Raw genomic sequence first — 15,409 nt, 5'->3', positions numbered from 1 at the left:
GATTGTGCTGCTCAGGCGAAGATGTATTTTTCTGCAGCAATTGGCAAGATGGCAACTGGCCACAGATTGGACCTCACCGCCGCTCTGACCCTGACTGCTTGCGTGCATCTTCTTTTTCCATGAACTTTGGAGTCAGGTCATCAACAAAAGTTCATGAATAAATTATGCCGAGTCTATAAGCGGGCTGGGTTACCTTCGTCAGGTCAACTGATGGTTTACTCAACACCGAGCAGCGAGTACACCCGAGATACGTACTGACCAAATTCGGGAGTGGTTTTGACATGCAGCTTGCGAGGCGACGGCAGTTCGATGGGGAAAGTGTCAGCCATGCGGGCGGGTCCTGCCGTGAGCACAGCACACCGCGAGCCAAGAAACACTGCTTCCTGAATGCTATGGGTGACCACTACAAACGTCTTGTGGCTCTCTTCCCATATACGCAGCATCTCGAGGTTCATCTTCTCGCGTGTGAGGGCATCAAGTGCACCGAAGGGTTCGTCCATCAGGATGAGCTTGGGGTCGTGGATCAGCGCACGCGCGATGGCCGCCCGCTGCTGCATGCCGCCCGACAACTCGTACGGCATCTTCTCGGCAAAACCGGAAAGGCCGACCATCTCGAGCAATTGGAGCGCGCGATCTTTCGCCGCCTTGCGCGGCAGCCCCAGGATATCGGCGGGCAGCAGTACGTTCTCCAGTACCGTGCGCCACTTCAACAACAGGGGCTGCTGAAACACCATCCCTACATCTCGACCCGGGTTGAAGCCAGCCGCCCCTCCCATCTGTAGCTCACCGCCATCATGCCCGTGCAGGCCGGCCAGAATCTTCAGCAAAGTTGACTTCCCGCATCCCGATGGACCGACGAGTGAAACCATGTCGCCCTCGTAGATGTCGATCGTCACATCGGATACGGCAAGAAACTCCGTGCCTCGTTTTCGGTAGACCTTGCGCAGGTTGCGCATCTGGATGAGCGGCTCGACAGTTTGTAGGGCCTCATTTGGTGCCACAGGATCGCGGATGTCGTTCATGCGAGCCACCTTTGCAGGTTTTCGCGCACAAAGTCGTCATCTGCCATATCGGCGTGTTGCGAGTAGACCCGGTCAATCTGCGCCGCCTGGCCGGCACCAAGACCTTCCTGCGGATCCAGGCACCAGATGCCTTCCAGTAGCCCTTGGCGACGCAGCACTTCATGGCACCCCGCGATGCAGCCGTGAAAATTGTTGGCCACGTCGAAGAATGCGGAGTTGCAGTCGGTGACGCGGGCATCAAGTGACAACAAGGCGGGCGACAAACCACCCTCGGCATGAGCCAGTTCTGCCTTGATTCGTTGTAGCAGCTTGACCGCTGTGGCGGTCCACACGGACCAGTGTCCCAGTAGACCGCCTCGGAATCTCACGTCGACGGCTTGGCCATCACGCATCGCTGTAAACGGAAGTGCCAGGTCAAGAACGATATGGTCGTCATTACCCGTGTACAGGAACACACGCTCCTCTGCGCGAGCATCAACCACTCCCCGCACAACGTCCAGCGTACGGTACCGGTTGAAAGGTGCCACCTTGATCGCCAAGGCATTGGGTATAAGCGAAAAGCGACGCCAGAAGTCGCTGGTGAGCACCGGTCCGCCGACCACGGTTTGCAGGTAGAAGCCCACCAGCGGGATTTCCTGAGCTACCCGCTCACAATGTTCGATGATCTGGTCCTCAGAAGCAGAACCCACCGCCGCCAGGCTCAGTAAGCCGGCGTGATAGCCAAGGCTTACCGCAGTTCTTGCCTCGTCAACGGCCTGCTGGGTGTGGCCACAAAGGCCAGCAATCATGGCCATCGGGCGATCGCTCCAGGCTAGGCGGTCCTCCATGGCTGCGGCAAGTACGGTGCTGTACAGGCCGCGCTCACGGATCGCAAACTGTGTCGTGTGCACGCCCACGGCCAGACCGCCGACGCCTGCATCAACGTAGTACCGGGTGAGCGCACGCTGGCGCTTGCGTTCAAACTGGCGCTGTGCGTTCAATGCAAGCGGATGCGCAGGAATCACCGTACCCTGCGCCAAGAGGGACAGGACGTTCTGCGGAAGTTCGGATCTGTTCAGGGGCATATGTTCCTCGAGATTTAGTGCCTTTCGGGCGATGAGCGCGCTCAGGCGTATTCGGGACCGGCCACCGCCTGGATGATGGCCGTGTCGGTGGGGGCAAGCGTCAGGCCGCCAGCCCGTACCATCCGGGTAAAGGACCGCTCTGATGCGAAACCCGCGCTTTGCAGCGCCGCCTCAAGGTGGACGCGGCCCTCCGGCACATCAATCACCAAGGTATCTTTCAAGCTCTGTGCCATGGCATTGAGCAAGTTGACAGCATCCAACTCATTGGTGGCGACCAGCGGACCAATCTGCACCGCAGTTCGACCCGCTCGCCAAAGACTTGTCGCCTTGCCATGGCATGTGCAGCACGAGCCACTTCGCCCGGCAATGTCCTGCAAAAGGGCACTGCGATCAAAGCCCAGGGCCTGTCGATCGAGGGCGACGAGCTGGTCGATCGCCGCACCAGTAGGGGTAGGCGCAAGTACTGCCTGCTGTTGCGGGCGGCGCCAGCGAGTAAAACGCCACTGCGCTTCAAACCCGAACTGGGCATACAGCGGTTCACCTTGTGGCGTGGCGTCCAGCATCGGGACGCGACCCTGTGCACGCACTTGGTGGAGGCAACGCTCGAAAACCGCCCGGCCCATACCTTGGCCGCGCAACGCGGGCTTCACGAGAATCATGCTGATCCAGGACACCGGAGCAGTGTTCTCGCGCGACTCTCCCATGGGAAGCACCGCACCGCTGGCGACGATAGAGCCCACCGGGTTGCGAGCTACATAAATGGCTCCGAGCGTGTGAAAGAGCAACCAATCGGCAGGCAACTGGTTCCAGTGGCTGTCTACCACCAGGCTCTGCAGCTCTGCGAGCACTGATGGCGTGAGCGCGGTCAGGCGCTCTATTTCAATGGCATCAGTATTTGCCATCTCGCTTCTCGAATTTGGTGGGTTTGCCCAGCATACGCTGCTCGTTGGCCACCCATTCGGCCACCCAGCCCATCATCTGCTTAAGGGGAATTCGCGGGTAGCCAAATAGACGTTCGGCTTCGCCCGTGTTCATCAACCATGCGGTTGGTGCCTCTTCACCCGTGATCTCGACTGGCTTGCCGAATCGTCGGGCAAACTCCTGTGCCAACCACCGGATCGAGGTGGTCTCCGGCCCACTCACGTTCAGCGGCGATGTGGGGATCGTGGCTTCGGCCAGGCAGCGCAAGGCCTGCGCATTTGCATCGCCTTGCCAGATGACATTGACATGACCCATGGTCACGTCAATGGGTTCACCGTGCCAGACGCGCGAAGCCACATCTGCTAGAACGCCGTAGCGCATATCGATCGCGTAGCTAAGACGAAACAGTCGGCCGGGGGTCTGATGAACCTGTGAAAAGTGCTCAAACATACGTTCGCGGCCCACGCACGACTGCGCGTACTCGCCGGGCGGATCGGGTGGCAGATGCTCGGCGGCACCCTGGCTGTTGACCGGCACGAACGGATAGACGCAAGCTGTCGAGAAGGCGACGATGCGGGAGTGCCGGAAGGTCTCGGCCACCATCGCGGGCACCAGTGTGTTCATGGCCCAGGTGAGCGGCAAATTTCCTTCGCCACCGAATTTGCGACCAGCCATGAAGATAATGTTGGGGCACTGGGGGAGCGCCTGCAGGGCGTCGCGATCCAGAAGGTCGCAGGCAATGGTTTCAATGCCATGAGCGTTCAGGGCCTCTTGCACCCCCGGTTCGCTGAAGCGGGCAACGGCAATGACACGTCGATCGGTGGCCATCGCATTGCGGGCCAGTCGAGCCAGCGTCGGCCCCATTTTCCCGCCTACGCCAAGGATCATCAGATCACCCTCGGTATGCGCCATGTCACGCACGAGGTCGCGCGAGGGCAGCGACAAGAAGTCATCCAGCTCTGCCTCCGTGTTGAAGCGTTCCGGAAGCAGTGTGTCTTCGAGAAACGGGCCAATCATGTTGGGTGCATTGGTCGTCATTGCAGTCTTGCGTCCTGGGTAATGAATAGCCGCTCCAGCAACAGGACCAGCCCATAAAGAAGTACGCCCAATGCTGTGATCAGCAGCACAGCCATGAACACCGCGGGCGTATCCAATGAGGCCTGCACCTGAATCATCAGGTAGCCGAGACCCTTGTCTGAAGCGATGAATTCACCGACAACCGCACCTGCAACAGCCAACACAGTAGCGACTTTCATGCCGGAGAACAGGTAAGGCAAAGAGCCGGGGAGTTGGATGTAGCGGAACAGCTGCCAGCGAGAGCCTTTGAGCGCATGCACCAGGTCAAGCAGATCGGGTTCGGTTTCGTTTAGCCCGCGAATCGTGGTCAGAAGGATGGGAAAGAAACACAGACTGAAGGTGATCAGGATGTTCGGTCCGATTCCGTAGCTGAACCACACAATGATCAAGGGGCCCATGGCCACCTTGGGAATCATGTTTAGCGTAACCAGCACTGGAAACAGCAGCAGCATGAGTCGCTTGCTCGTGACGAACAATAGTGCACCCAGAACGCCTGCGACGAGTCCAAGCGCATAGCCGCCAAAAACCTCGGCAGCGGTGACCAATGTGTTCGAAAACCAGGCATGGCTGGAATTGCCGAGCGTGCCCAGAATGGCCGACGGTGCGGGAAGAATGAAGCTGCGAATCTCAAAGACGCGCACTACGATCTCCCACAGCGCAACCAGCGCGAGATGGACGCCCACAATCGCTGCCCACCGATGCCAGGCGGACGCCTCGCCGGCGCCCGGAGTGAACACCTCGGCAGGCGCCGTCGGTGCGGCCATTGGAACGCTCATTCGGACAACTCCTTCGAAAAGATCTCTGCGCAACCGTGAGCAGACAACCTGGGAAGAATCATAGAAAGCGAAACCCTTGTTGTCAACCATATGGTTGATAAATGGAGGCGCAAGCCTCGCTATCAATCGCGCTGGCAGTCAGTGCTGGCCACGGGCAATCTCCGCGATTAATCAGCGTCTGGACGCAATGCATTCAACGTGAAGTCGATCACATGCTTGCGACGCCGCAGCTGAGCCGCGCGGCTGCTCAGCTTCTTTCCGAAGACGACCGAGAGCGTGTGGTTGTTGGAAAAGTAGAAGTACGACAAGCCAGCCACCGAGATGTAGAGATTGATGGCGTCATAGCCGGCACGAAAAACGCCCTCAGCCACCCCCCGTGCGAGCGTTGCCTCCAAGAGCTCCACCAGTGGAAGGTGCATTTGCTGCAATGGACGCGACTGGCGAATGTGCTGCCCACCATTGCGGTTCTCATCCGCCAACAGCGAAATGAACTCTGGGTGTTCACAGAGATAGTCGAACGAAAAGCCAACCAACACGGCCATGGCCTCAATTGGCGCCATGTCGGCTAGGGACAAGGCGCGCTCTTTCTCGCGCAACTGCGCATACACGGACTCGAGCGCTTCTCTGTACAGGCCTTCCTTGTTTCCGTAGTAGTGGTAGACAAGCTGCTTATTGACTCCAGCCGAGGCTGCAATCGTGTCGACTCTTGCGCCAGCGAACCCATTTCGTGCGAACTCTTCGATAGCGGCCACCAGCAAGGCCGCTCGGGTGGCAACGGCGTCGCGCAGTGGAAGATTGGCGCGAGCCCGCGCAGTGCGCGATGGTGTCAATGACGACTTACCTGCCGGTTTATCGACGGCAGCGTCAACAACGGCGCGCGGGCTGCTTTTGCGCTGTGCGGGTGTCATCAAAGTTCTCCCATTCTCATCATGGTGATCGACTCTACCGGATCGGTCGCAGGCTCTGAAGTCAGATTAGACAGAAGCAGCCTCTCTGCGCTGCAACATGGTTCTAATTGAGCGACCTGTTGATTATCAACAAAAAGGTTGATAACGTATGGACCTCTGCAACCAACCCAAGACAATCATGAAGAAACTGATCACCGCAGCGGGCATCGCCCTTCTGTCCATGGCAGTCGCGCCGGCGTCCGCCGCGGACGTGAAGCTCATGTTGAACTGGACGCCCACAGCCGACCACTCACCTATCTACTACGCCAAGTCTCAGGGCTGGTACAAGAATGCAGGCATCGAGCTTGAAATCGAGGCTGGGCGGGGCTCAGCCGCCACCGCGCAACGCGTGGGCTCGGGAGGCTCCCAGTTGGGCATTGCAGATCTGCCGACCGCAATGCAGGCACGCGGCAAAGGCGCTGACCTGAAGGCAGTCATGGTGATCTATGCCAACACGCCGCAGGGCTTCTATTGGCTCAAGTCGTCGGGCATCACTGGCCCCAAGGACTTTGTTGGCCGAAAAATCGGCAACCCTCCAGGGGATGCTGCTCGGCTGATGTGGCCCGCGTTCGCTAAAAGTGCAGGCCTCGAACCGGGGTCTGTCAACTTTGTCAACCTCAGTCCTCAGGCTAAAGTAGCCGCACTGAAGTCGAAATCTGTCGACATCATCTCTGACTTCTATAACGAGCACGACCTCAAAGTTCGCGAGTTTGGTACCGATCTTGGCTTCGCTCCTTGGCGTTCGGTGGGGTTGAACGTTTACGGAAACTCGATCGTTGCCAACGGCGCATTCCTCAATCAGAACAAGGACATGGTTGCCAAATTTGTCTCGGTCACGCAGCGGGCTTATGAGACGTGCGTCAAGACTTTCGACCCCTGCCTCCAGGCGTTGATGGCAGGCGTAAGCGGACTCAATGCGGATAACCAGCGGAACCAGTGGGAACGCATCAAGACTTTGATGCGCGATGACACTACCAGCAAGATCGCTCTTGGCGCTTTTGACGGCAACCGTGTGAAGGCCGACTATGAGTTGGTAAACACATTGATCGGGATCGACAAGGCGTTCGATCCTGCTGCAATGTTCACCAATGAATATCTCGACAAAAAGATCCGCATGTCCGGGGAGTGAGCCTGATAGAGCGTCGATCGTGCTGCTGGACTAATGCAGCAACTTGATGTCGGCTGAGCCCTACAGTAGTTAGGCGGCCAGCAGTGTATTCGCCTGCGGCATCCACGCTGCCGCCGGCCTGCATCGACGGGCTCGGCGCCAAGACTGTTAGATTGACGTCCACCAGCGACTAACGGCGCACGCTGCAAAGTGGTCAGCCGCGTTGGCCGGGCGACAGGCCGCAGCGGGGTGCTTTTGAACCGCTGCGAGGAAGAGAGTCGTAGGCTGTTGCCCACAGTAAAAGGATCGAAACTGGCGGCCCAAGAGGCGGCTTACTCAATGGCCGATCTTGCCCCTCGGCAATGCTGTTCTGCGTGGCATAGGCATTCCACGAATACTTCGTGGCACGTATCCGTAAGGCGAGCTTCGGCGTCACAACCAAGCTAGCAGGCTACCAAGCCATCGCAGTGTGCCCACACTCTAAAAATCAGGCAGCTTTCACCGACTAGGATCGCTCAGGACCCTAAGGAGTTAGAAGCTTTTCGCTGCGACGTTTTCGCATGCTCACTGCGTCTCAGCTTCGGAACCTGCACGATATGGCGAAGTCCCTGCCAAGAATTCTGCCCATGCACCGCATCGGGCGCCCGGGGACGGCCATGAGCAGGCAGGGGGCTTTTTCCAACCAGACGCCTACGGAGGCTGGCCATGACACGTGTTCGCGTTGAAGGCTTCACCATCTCCCTCGACGGCTATGGGGCAGGGCCGGGGCAAGATATTGACCACCCGCTGGGGGTGGGCGGAACTGAGCTGCATCAGTGGTTGTTGCCCACGCGTACGCTCCAGCGTGTCTTGTTCGGCAAGGACGGCGGCACAACCGGGGTTGACGATGATTTCGCGGCCCGAGGTTTCAAAAACGTAGGCGCCTGGATTCTTGGCAGAAACATGTTCGGGCCCATTCGCGGTGACTGGCCAGACACCAACTGGAAAGGCTGGTGGGGAGATAGCCCGCCGTATCATGTGCCAGTATTCGTCTTGACCCACCATGCTCGCCCCTCCGTTGAAATGGAAGGCAATACGACGTTCCACTTCGTCACAGGAGGAATTCACGAGGCACTCACACGCGCACGCGAAGCCGCGGCCGGGAAGGACGTGCGCATTGGCGGTGGGCCTGACACGATCAAGCAGTATCTTCGTGAAGGCCTCATTGATGAGCTGCACATTGCAATCGCGCCGGTTCTGCTTGGCCGGGGAGAATCTCTGTTTAGCGGGGTTGACCTGCGGGCTCTGGGGTACGAGTGCATTCAATTCGTGGCATCGGAAAAGGCTACGCATGTCGTTCTCCAGCGCCAACCGCGCACGAACCCTTAACGCGGGTAACGCGAACTCACTGAATTATGGAAGCGCTTGACCTTACACCTTATCTATCTGATAACGGCTCTTAGCCTCCATAATTCGTTTCACCAAACGTTTCATAGAAGCTGCCAATCATGACAATCTATGTCATGGAGACTAGGTATTTAGGGCGCAACAAACGTTTCACGCATTGACCAGACGGAGAAAGCGAGCGTCGGCTCGACTAAACACTCCCAGCGACTTCCACGACCAGAATCCGCGCGACACCCTGGGGATGGGCCACGTGCTCATCGCCGGTTTCTGCGTGAAAAATGTCGCCGGGCTCCAGACGGGTCATGCCCTCTTTTCCGTCGCTCCTGGTGTGCATGTTCACCACCCCATCGAGAACGACGAAGACTTCAGGCCCGTCGTTGACGTGCCACTTGTAAGGCTGGTCCGTCCAGTGCAGGCGCACAGTGGTTTGACCGGAGAATTTTTCGATGGGCAGCGCTTCCCACGCTTGGCTGCCCGTGAATTCCTTTGCCGTGATCTTGCGCATGCGTGTACTCCTGCTTTGAAACTAGAAACGGCAGTTGGACGCGCCCGAGCAGTCGTCTTCGGGTGCGTTGGCAACCTGTGCATTGCAGGCTGCGCCGCATTCAGACAATTATCTTGCGACCCGGGTGAACTCAAGGAGATTGGGCAAATTGTAAAATTGAGCTCTAAAGTTAACAATATTTCCGCCTAAATCTCACTCGAGTAGTAAATAAAAACCATTCAGGAAGACAAGATGCTCAACCCTCTTCATGCACTCTCACCCAACCAAGCATCGATCGGCGGGGCCTCTCTACCGGATATCCACGAACATAGAACCGAGACGGAAGTCAATTTTGAAAAGCTAGACAGAGCATTCAACCTAACGAAGTCATGGTTCTGCGAAACCCAGCAGGCTCAAGTTTGGGACATCCTCAAGCTCATGATTTGCAAAAACTCGGCTGCACCAGATGCCGAACTGATTGAGAAGTTCTATGACTTGAAGGCCATCGCCGGAGATGGTCATAAGTCCAAGTTCACCGTCACGCATGGATGCAATGGCAATCTGTACGAGATAGATTTGAGGCCTGAATGCTGCGAATCGTTGGCTTTCAAAACTTCTCCTCCACCCAAGCCCTTGCCAGACAACCCGTATCGAAAGTATCTCTGGGCTGCGGGCGCTGGCGTGGCTGCGATGGCAGCGTATGGCTATTTGCGTCCTGATTTCCGGGCTAAGGTTGTCAACAATCTGTGCCAGGAAGCCTACGGCCTTGTCACTTGCTCATACGATGCGAACCAGGGATGGAGAGAGTTCGCACTCAACCTCCGGCTCGACGAGAAACTTGCAGAATGCCAGCAGGTGGTGGCTGCTCGGCTCACAGACGCAGCAGAATTTTTCCGGGCAGGCGCCGGCCTCATTGGAGATACAAACCGTATGGTCGACTTCGCAGCCACCATACCGGCAGCCACTTTGAAGCACGCCTATGCCATCGCATGCTGGAAGTTTCAACTTTACGTCACCAAGCAGACTTGGGATAGCGTCAGCGGATGGCTATTCCAATCCAGCACCAGAAGCCCCTCCAGTCTGGGCTGTATCGTCGATGCAGCCGGGATTTACTTTTCTTCCGTGCCTTACCTGCAGCTCAAAGGCATCTGGGCTCAGGCCGCTGAACAGGCATCGCAAAACAAAGCGTTGCTCCCTCCGACGGAGCTTGAGACTGAAGTCACGAGCGGCAAGCTTTCCTGGGTCGAAGTCCCTGTGCCACTGAACAATGAAGTGAGGCCGTAGGGAGCGTTCGCAGCGGGATGCGGTGCGCGGCGCCAAACGCTGTGACACCGATTGATATCGCGCCGCCCTGAGAGCTCACTCAGCAGGTTTGAGTGCATCAGCTTGTGCGGTCGGCGCCTCCCAGAATAGGCACCACATCAGGCCATCATTTTGCTGTCCAGCGCCGATCGGAGCTTCACAAGGGCCGCGTGCAACGCAATACGTTCCTCTTCATCAAGCAACTCCAGGATCTCAACTTGCGCCGCCTGAGCACGCGGCAACACTCGTTTGTACAACGCTCTTCCCTTGGCCGTGATGCTGCACACCAGCTTCTTGCCGTGGTTAGGGTCGTTTTCCACCTTCGCAAAACCACGCTCCGCAATGGCCTGAACCGAGCGGCTGACGAGCGCCTTGTCTGACATGGACAGTTTGACCAGTTCCCCAAATGGAATGGGGGAGTAGGTCGCCAGCGCTGCCAAGACGCGCCACTGGGAGGGGTTGAGCTCAAACTCTGACAGATAGCTGCCGGTGACGTCACGCTGCATGACGTTGGCCAGGCGCACAAACAGGAAACTTGGAAAATCTTCCAAAGCCAAGTGCTCCCCAGCTTTTCCAGGTTCAGCCCAGGGTGATGAGTGCGCCTGACTGTCTGCGTGTTTGCGGTAGGTCATTCCAGGCATTATCCCGAATGGCTCACACCCCTAACTTCACGACACCACCGCTCGCACGCTCCTTGTAAAGCGCCTTGATGTCATATTCGGCCCGTTGGCCCGCCTGGAACGGAATTCCGCAGCGTCCGCTATTGAAGAAATTGATCACCTCTGGTACTGCACGGAATCCCTCGGGCGCCTCTATCCACAGCCGTACCATGTGCCGCCGCTTCTCGATCTCGGGGTGGTCGTCGAACTGCGTGCGAGCATGAAGCACCGCCAAGTTGTTCAACAGCAGCAGGTCGCCAGGCTGCATGCGGAAGGACAAGCGCAGCTCAGGAGAGGCGCAAAGCGTGTCGAGCAGATCAAGCGCTTCAATCTGAGAGTCGGTCAAAGGAACACCGGCTTCCTTGTGCCCGGCAGCAATGGGGCTGCGCACATAGCGGCAACTCAGCTGCCCATTGACCTGGGCGAATACGGGCACCAAGTCACGCGTGTAAGGTCCATCCTCGGGCCGGCCTTCGCCAAAACGATGCCAGTAAAAACCCCGGTACAACTCAGCCAGCAAATCAGGCCTCTGCGCCAGCATGGCGTTGTGCACAGCAATGGCACTCGTGATCACGCTTTCGCCTCCCGACTTCGCATCCTGAACACAAGCCAGACCAATGATGTCCGACGCTGGGTCCATGTGCAGCCGCAGTTCCTGACTGGTCTTGTACTGGCGTGGAGAAGGCTCCTTGCCGGTGACATCGGTCACGTTAACCAGCCGCTGCCCCTGCACGGTTTGCGAAACGTGCTCGCCAAACCAGGTTCCTAGGCCCCAGGCTGCGAGCCGTGCCCGGTCCTTGCTCCAACTGCCCAGGGGCAAGCCGCGCAGCAGGGCAAATCCGCGCCCCTGCTTCAGATCATGCAAGGTTTCTTCCAACAGCGGCGCCAGTACCTTGAAAGGAAAATCCGCACGCGAGGTGTCGTTCCAGCTCAAGCCCCTGGCCTCCAGCGATTCACAGATCTGGGTGAGTTCGAGAATCTCGGCAGCATTGAGTTCGCGCGCACAGCTCGCCGGGCTGCTGAAGGTGGCAGCGTTCCAGTTGGCAGGATCAGATAGAGGAACAGAAGAAACAACAGGCATGACAACTCCAGAGCCAGAAACGGCGATGCATGATGCCATTGTGTTGATCGATCAACATTAGGGATGCCCCCAGTTGTTGATAGGTCAACATAATCGTTTAATCGCCAGCCATGAATGCAAGAATCAGCACACTGCGCATTGAGCGCATGACTGGCGCCATGGGCGCACGCGTATACGGGGTAGACCTTCGCCAGCCGCTGGATGAGCAGCAGCGCGAAGCCATTTTGCGGGCATTTGACGAGCACCTGCTGCTGACATTCCATGAACAAGAGGCCTTATCTCCTGAAGAGCACATGGCCTTCAGCGAGAATTTCGGCCCCCACCAGGATCTGCCTCATATTCCCCTGGTAGATGGTTACCCGAAGTTGCAGAAGGTCTTCGCGGCAGCCAGCCACGTCAAGGGGCAAGTCGCGGGTCAGAACTGGCACTCCGACAGCAGCTTCCTTCCCGCGCCGCCTATGGCCGTGGCCATGCGTGCGGTCGAACTGCCTGAATTCGGCGGAGACACCGCGTTCGTCAACATGCAGCTGGTGTACGAGTCCCTTTCGCCTGCGCTTCAGCAAATGCTCGACGGCATGAAGGCTGTGCACAGTGCCACTCGCCTGTTTGGCGCTGCATCCAAGGAGCGCGCGGTGCAGGTGAACATGCGTGAAAAAATAGAGGAGGGTGTGGGTGACCGCGAGCAACTGCACCCTGTAGTTCGCACCCATCCGCGAACCGGCCGCAAGGGCCTGTTCGTGAACCGTGTCTACACGCAGCGCTTCGAGGGCTGGACCGCCGAAGAAAGTGCACCTCTTCTGGCCTATCTTTACTCCCTGTTCGACAAGCCTGAGTTCGGCCTGCGCGCGCAGTGGCATACCAACATGATGCTGATGTGGGACAACCGGTTCACACAGCATCGAGCCATCTTTGACTACTCTGGCCAGCGCCGGTTGCTGGTCCGCACGACGATCCAGGGCGAAGTGCCTGCTTGAACCTAAAAACGGCAGCCGACCGCTTGCAATCATCAGGTGAGCCGCGTGAACACTCACTGTCATTGCTTCGCTAACGTTCACCCGTTAGGTGAGAGCGCTACGCACCCGGTCAGGCCGCCCTGGGGCACGCTGGCGGCGTTGCTCGTTCTTGCAGGCACGAGCCTGCCGCGTCCTCACGTCTTGCCAGCGCACCCGATGACGACCTGCTCGGGCGCGTCCAACTACCGTTTTTAGGTTGAAGAAAATAGAGAAAACGCATATGCAATACCCCACTTTAGACCGCCGCTCCGTCCTTGGGCTGCTCGCCGCATCGGCTGTGCCGAGCGCGTTTGCGCAGGATTCCGCCTGGCCCGCGCGGCCAGTCAAGTTCGTCAACTGGTCGAACCCCGGCGGGAACCTGGACATTGTGGGCCGCATTCTGTCGGACGCCGCATCTCGCAAGTGGAATCAGCCGGTTCTGACCGACAACAGAATCGGCGCCACCGGAATGATTGCCACCGAATACGTGGCCAAATCTCCGGCAGACGGCTACACGGTACTGATCACGTCCTCGACAGGCCAACTGACAAACTCTTTCACTCGCCTGAAGCTGCCCTATGACCCAGTGAAAGATTTTGAGCCGATTTCATTGCTGGTAGCGGGCAATGTGGGCCTGATGGCCGCCGCCAATGCGCCTTACAACAACTTGAAGGAGCTGGTCGATTACGCCAGGAAGAGCGCAAAGCCATTGAGCTACGGAACGCCTGGCAGAGGCACCAGTGCCCACCTGTATGGCGAAGCCCTGCGCAAACAGGCAGGCATCGAACTGACCCACGTGCCCTACAAAGGCGGCGAGCTGGGTGCAGTGAACGACATCATCGGCGGTGTGCTCGACCTCACCCTGATCTCGCAGGGAAATGCCAAGACCCAATCGGCCGGCGGCCGACTCAAGGTCATTGCCATGTCTGGCGACACAAGAACCAAGGCACTGCCGAATATTCCGACGTTTGCGGAACAAGGCTACAAAGGCTTTGGCCTGGCAGGCTGGATTGCGGCCTACGTGCCCGCCGGAACGCCCAAGCCCATCATTGCGAAGATCGCGGCGACGTTCCGCGAGACACTGCGCGATCCGGCGATTGCGACGAGGCTGGATGGCCTGGGCTACGAGATCATAGGCGGCACGCCGGAAGAGCTGCGTGAGTTCTACCGCCAAGAGTACAGCCGCTTCTCGGACCTTGTGAAGAATGCGGGAATCGCGGCGGAATAATGATGTAAGGATCAAGCGCAGTGATTTGATCTGCAGGTGAAATGTGTTGCGCCTGCTTCTTGTTCCCGGTCGATGGATCACAAGTGCCGCTGAATCCGTCGCAACTACGGCATCACAAAGTGGGGAAATGAATTGCGCCCGTGTCCCAAAGGTTACCGGCTCAAGCAGGCACCTTGGTTGTGCTGGAGTGATATTTTTTATACTCAAAGCGTCACAGCACCGCACCCAGATTGAGATCAAATTGAGCAGCCCACAGAACGACCCTACAAGACCCGCCTGGGCTGAAGCAGCGCTTGCCATGCCAAGCCGCGAAGGATTCATCGACGTGGATGGCTGCGCCATGCACTACATCGCCTGGGGCGACACTGACAAGCACCCAATGGTGCTCATCCATGGCAACTCGGCCAGTGCCGAGTGGTGGCGCTTCATTGCGCCGCTTCTGACCGACCACTATCACGTCATCGCTCCTGACTTGGGCGGCATGGGGGACAGTCCGCATACGGGCCGTTATGCGCGTGAGTTTTATGCGCAGCAAGTGATGGCGGTGGCCGATGCACTTGCTCCCGGCCGCAAGCCTGTGATCATCGGCCACAGCCTGGGAGGCTTCGTGGCCATGTTGGCAGCCACCGCGTACGGAGAACGCATGGCAGGTCTCATCGTGCTCGATTCTCCGCCTCACAATCCTGAAAACACAGGCACCTCACAGCCCTTTGTGAATGCCAATCCCGTACCGCGTGTATACCCCGACCGCGAAAGCGCCCTCGCTCGCTTCAGGGTACTGCCCGAGCAAGATGTGAACTGCGATTTCTACTTGCGCCACATCGCCGAGCATTCCATCAAGCAGGAAGCCGGCGGCTGGCGCTGGAAGTTCGACCCCGCTGCGCTCGCGCACCCGCGCCGCGCCAACTTCGTGGAAGATCTACTCACCGCGCGCTGCCCGGCCGCGCTCATGTGGGGTGAGTTGAGCGCGCGCTTTGACAAGGCCCAACGCGAGTACTGCCTCAAGACCTTCGGCGGAGTGATGTCGTTGGTGGAGATTCCCAACGCGCGGCATCACATCATGCTGGATGAGCCACTGGCGATGGTGACGGCTATTCGGACACAGCTGGGGAACTGGCGCGCACTGGCCCGTTGAGGCCAATTGTGACGCGGCAGGCTTCCTGCTCATGAGAAACAAAACTTTGAAAGCCCAAAACGACCTCCATCATCCCTGCCTTTGTAGGAGCGGCTTCAGCCGCGAAGGGTCACCGTTATCACTGGCGTCTTGTGCTCGGAAGGAAACCGATCGCAGCTGAAGCCGCTCCTACAAGCAAACCCTCTTTGTTTCTCCTCAGAACGCCGGGCGCCCCCAAGGGGCCTAGG

The 15,409-nt window shown here is 58.2% G+C and carries 16 protein-coding genes; 7 read left to right on the top strand and 9 right to left on the bottom strand.

What is annotated here, in order from left to right; translation table 11 throughout:
* Nucleotides 1-215: 215 nt before the first annotated feature.
* From AAAK34_RS02250 to AAAK34_RS02225, 6 genes are all read right to left on the bottom strand, one after another.
* Nucleotides 216-1,022, bottom strand: a complete 807-nt coding sequence (locus tag AAAK34_RS02250; protein WP_231696554.1) for an ABC transporter ATP-binding protein — start codon at nucleotides 1,020-1,022, stop codon at nucleotides 216-218.
* On the bottom strand, nucleotides 1,019-2,086 hold the full coding sequence (locus AAAK34_RS02245) for a dihydrodipicolinate synthase family protein (protein WP_431777697.1): 1,068 nt from the start codon (nucleotides 2,084-2,086) through the stop codon (nucleotides 1,019-1,021). The genes AAAK34_RS02250 and AAAK34_RS02245 overlap by 4 nt, the downstream gene beginning before the upstream one ends.
* 41 nt (nucleotides 2,087-2,127) lie before the next feature.
* Nucleotides 2,128-2,988, bottom strand: a complete 861-nt coding sequence (locus tag AAAK34_RS02240) for a GNAT family N-acetyltransferase (protein WP_231696552.1) — start codon at nucleotides 2,986-2,988, stop codon at nucleotides 2,128-2,130.
* Entirely contained in the window at nucleotides 2,975-4,045 is a 1,071-nt protein-coding gene (locus AAAK34_RS02235) for an NAD-dependent epimerase/dehydratase family protein (RefSeq protein ID WP_231696551.1), read from the bottom strand. The genes AAAK34_RS02240 and AAAK34_RS02235 overlap by 14 nt, the downstream gene beginning before the upstream one ends.
* On the bottom strand, nucleotides 4,042-4,860 hold the full coding sequence (locus AAAK34_RS02230; RefSeq protein WP_231696550.1) for an ABC transporter permease: 819 nt from the start codon (nucleotides 4,858-4,860) through the stop codon (nucleotides 4,042-4,044). The genes AAAK34_RS02235 and AAAK34_RS02230 overlap by 4 nt, the downstream gene beginning before the upstream one ends.
* Before the next feature lie 167 nt (nucleotides 4,861-5,027).
* Nucleotides 5,028-5,768, bottom strand: coding sequence for a TetR/AcrR family transcriptional regulator (locus AAAK34_RS02225; protein WP_231696549.1), 741 nt, complete (start codon nucleotides 5,766-5,768; stop codon nucleotides 5,028-5,030).
* A gap of 178 nt (nucleotides 5,769-5,946) precedes the next feature.
* Here AAAK34_RS02225 and AAAK34_RS02220 point away from each other — a divergent pair, with 178 nt between their 5' ends.
* Together AAAK34_RS02220 and AAAK34_RS02215 are read left to right on the top strand one after the other, a co-directional pair.
* Nucleotides 5,947-6,936 (top strand): ABC transporter substrate-binding protein, encoded by a 990-nt coding sequence (locus tag AAAK34_RS02220; protein WP_231696548.1) that lies wholly within the window; start codon nucleotides 5,947-5,949, stop codon nucleotides 6,934-6,936.
* Nucleotides 6,937-7,620: 684 nt separating this feature from the next.
* A complete protein-coding gene (locus AAAK34_RS02215; RefSeq protein WP_231696547.1) occupies nucleotides 7,621-8,283 on the top strand; it encodes a dihydrofolate reductase family protein in 663 nt (220 codons plus the stop codon).
* Nucleotides 8,284-8,491: 208 nt separating this feature from the next.
* Here the strand turns inward: AAAK34_RS02215 and AAAK34_RS02210 are convergent, their stop codons facing one another.
* Nucleotides 8,492-8,806, bottom strand: a complete 315-nt coding sequence (locus tag AAAK34_RS02210; RefSeq protein WP_231696546.1) for a cupin domain-containing protein — start codon at nucleotides 8,804-8,806, stop codon at nucleotides 8,492-8,494.
* A gap of 231 nt (nucleotides 8,807-9,037) precedes the next feature.
* Between AAAK34_RS02210 and AAAK34_RS02205 the strand changes: the two genes are divergently transcribed.
* Nucleotides 9,038-10,069, top strand: coding sequence for a hypothetical protein (locus AAAK34_RS02205; RefSeq protein WP_231696545.1), 1,032 nt, complete (start codon nucleotides 9,038-9,040; stop codon nucleotides 10,067-10,069).
* Nucleotides 10,070-10,206: 137 nt separating this feature from the next.
* On the opposite strand, the gene AAAK34_RS02200 is transcribed toward AAAK34_RS02205, so the two are convergent.
* Entirely contained in the window at nucleotides 10,207-10,719 is a 513-nt protein-coding gene (locus AAAK34_RS02200) for a MarR family winged helix-turn-helix transcriptional regulator (protein WP_231696544.1), read from the bottom strand.
* A 22-nt stretch (nucleotides 10,720-10,741) separates the two neighbouring features.
* Entirely contained in the window at nucleotides 10,742-11,827 is a 1,086-nt protein-coding gene (locus tag AAAK34_RS02195) for a TauD/TfdA family dioxygenase (protein WP_231696543.1), read from the bottom strand.
* A gap of 110 nt (nucleotides 11,828-11,937) precedes the next feature.
* On the opposite strand from AAAK34_RS02195, the gene AAAK34_RS02190 reads away from it, so the two are divergent.
* From AAAK34_RS02190 to AAAK34_RS02175, 4 genes are all read left to right on the top strand, one after another.
* A complete protein-coding gene (locus AAAK34_RS02190) occupies nucleotides 11,938-12,801 on the top strand; it encodes a TauD/TfdA family dioxygenase (RefSeq protein WP_231696542.1) in 864 nt (287 codons plus the stop codon).
* Between the two features lie 45 nt (nucleotides 12,802-12,846).
* Nucleotides 12,847-13,035 carry a hypothetical protein gene (locus tag AAAK34_RS02185; RefSeq protein WP_431777696.1) on the top strand — a complete coding sequence of 63 codons (189 nt, stop codon included), beginning with the start codon at nucleotides 12,847-12,849 and terminating at the stop codon, nucleotides 13,033-13,035.
* A gap of 25 nt (nucleotides 13,036-13,060) precedes the next feature.
* Nucleotides 13,061-14,047 carry a Bug family tripartite tricarboxylate transporter substrate binding protein gene (locus AAAK34_RS02180; RefSeq protein WP_431777695.1) on the top strand — a complete coding sequence of 329 codons (987 nt, stop codon included), beginning with the start codon at nucleotides 13,061-13,063 and terminating at the stop codon, nucleotides 14,045-14,047.
* Between the two features lie 241 nt (nucleotides 14,048-14,288).
* Nucleotides 14,289-15,182 carry an alpha/beta fold hydrolase gene (locus tag AAAK34_RS02175; RefSeq protein ID WP_431777694.1) on the top strand — a complete coding sequence of 298 codons (894 nt, stop codon included), beginning with the start codon at nucleotides 14,289-14,291 and terminating at the stop codon, nucleotides 15,180-15,182.
* Nucleotides 15,183-15,409 lie beyond the last annotated feature (227 nt).

Origin of the sequence: Ottowia caeni, assembly GCF_050821495.1 — a bacterium.
GTDB lineage: Bacteria > Pseudomonadota > Gammaproteobacteria > Burkholderiales > Burkholderiaceae_C > Ottowia > Ottowia caeni.
Note: the sequence above shows the minus strand (reverse complement) of the source record. Positions and strands in the feature narration are given on the sequence as shown.

What these genes read in the sequence shown, in the direction of transcription:
- AAAK34_RS02240 (WP_231696552.1), bottom strand. Translation starts at nt 2,988, where the DNA reads ATGGCAAATACTGATGCCATTGAAATAGAGCGCCTGACCGCGCTCACG.
- AAAK34_RS02195 (WP_231696543.1), bottom strand. Translation starts at nt 11,827, where the DNA reads ATGCCTGTTGTTTCTTCTGTTCCTCTATCTGATCCTGCCAACTGGAAC.
- AAAK34_RS02210 (WP_231696546.1), bottom strand. Translation starts at nt 8,806, where the DNA reads ATGCGCAAGATCACGGCAAAGGAATTCACGGGCAGCCAAGCGTGGGAA.
- AAAK34_RS02200 (WP_231696544.1), bottom strand. Translation starts at nt 10,719, where the DNA reads ATGACCTACCGCAAACACGCAGACAGTCAGGCGCACTCATCACCCTGG.
- AAAK34_RS02235 (WP_231696551.1), bottom strand. Translation starts at nt 4,045, where the DNA reads ATGACGACCAATGCACCCAACATGATTGGCCCGTTTCTCGAAGACACA.
- AAAK34_RS02205 (WP_231696545.1), top strand. Translation starts at nt 9,038, where the DNA reads ATGCTCAACCCTCTTCATGCACTCTCACCCAACCAAGCATCGATCGGC.
- AAAK34_RS02220 (WP_231696548.1), top strand. Translation starts at nt 5,947, where the DNA reads ATGAAGAAACTGATCACCGCAGCGGGCATCGCCCTTCTGTCCATGGCA.
- AAAK34_RS02215 (WP_231696547.1), top strand. Translation starts at nt 7,621, where the DNA reads ATGACACGTGTTCGCGTTGAAGGCTTCACCATCTCCCTCGACGGCTAT.
- AAAK34_RS02180 (WP_431777695.1), top strand. Translation starts at nt 13,061, where the DNA reads ATGCAATACCCCACTTTAGACCGCCGCTCCGTCCTTGGGCTGCTCGCC.
- AAAK34_RS02250 (WP_231696554.1), bottom strand. Translation starts at nt 1,022, where the DNA reads ATGAACGACATCCGCGATCCTGTGGCACCAAATGAGGCCCTACAAACT.
- AAAK34_RS02245 (WP_431777697.1), bottom strand. Translation starts at nt 2,086, where the DNA reads ATGCCCCTGAACAGATCCGAACTTCCGCAGAACGTCCTGTCCCTCTTG.
- AAAK34_RS02190 (WP_231696542.1), top strand. Translation starts at nt 11,938, where the DNA reads ATGAATGCAAGAATCAGCACACTGCGCATTGAGCGCATGACTGGCGCC.
- AAAK34_RS02230 (WP_231696550.1), bottom strand. Translation starts at nt 4,860, where the DNA reads ATGAGCGTTCCAATGGCCGCACCGACGGCGCCTGCCGAGGTGTTCACT.
- AAAK34_RS02225 (WP_231696549.1), bottom strand. Translation starts at nt 5,768, where the DNA reads ATGACACCCGCACAGCGCAAAAGCAGCCCGCGCGCCGTTGTTGACGCT.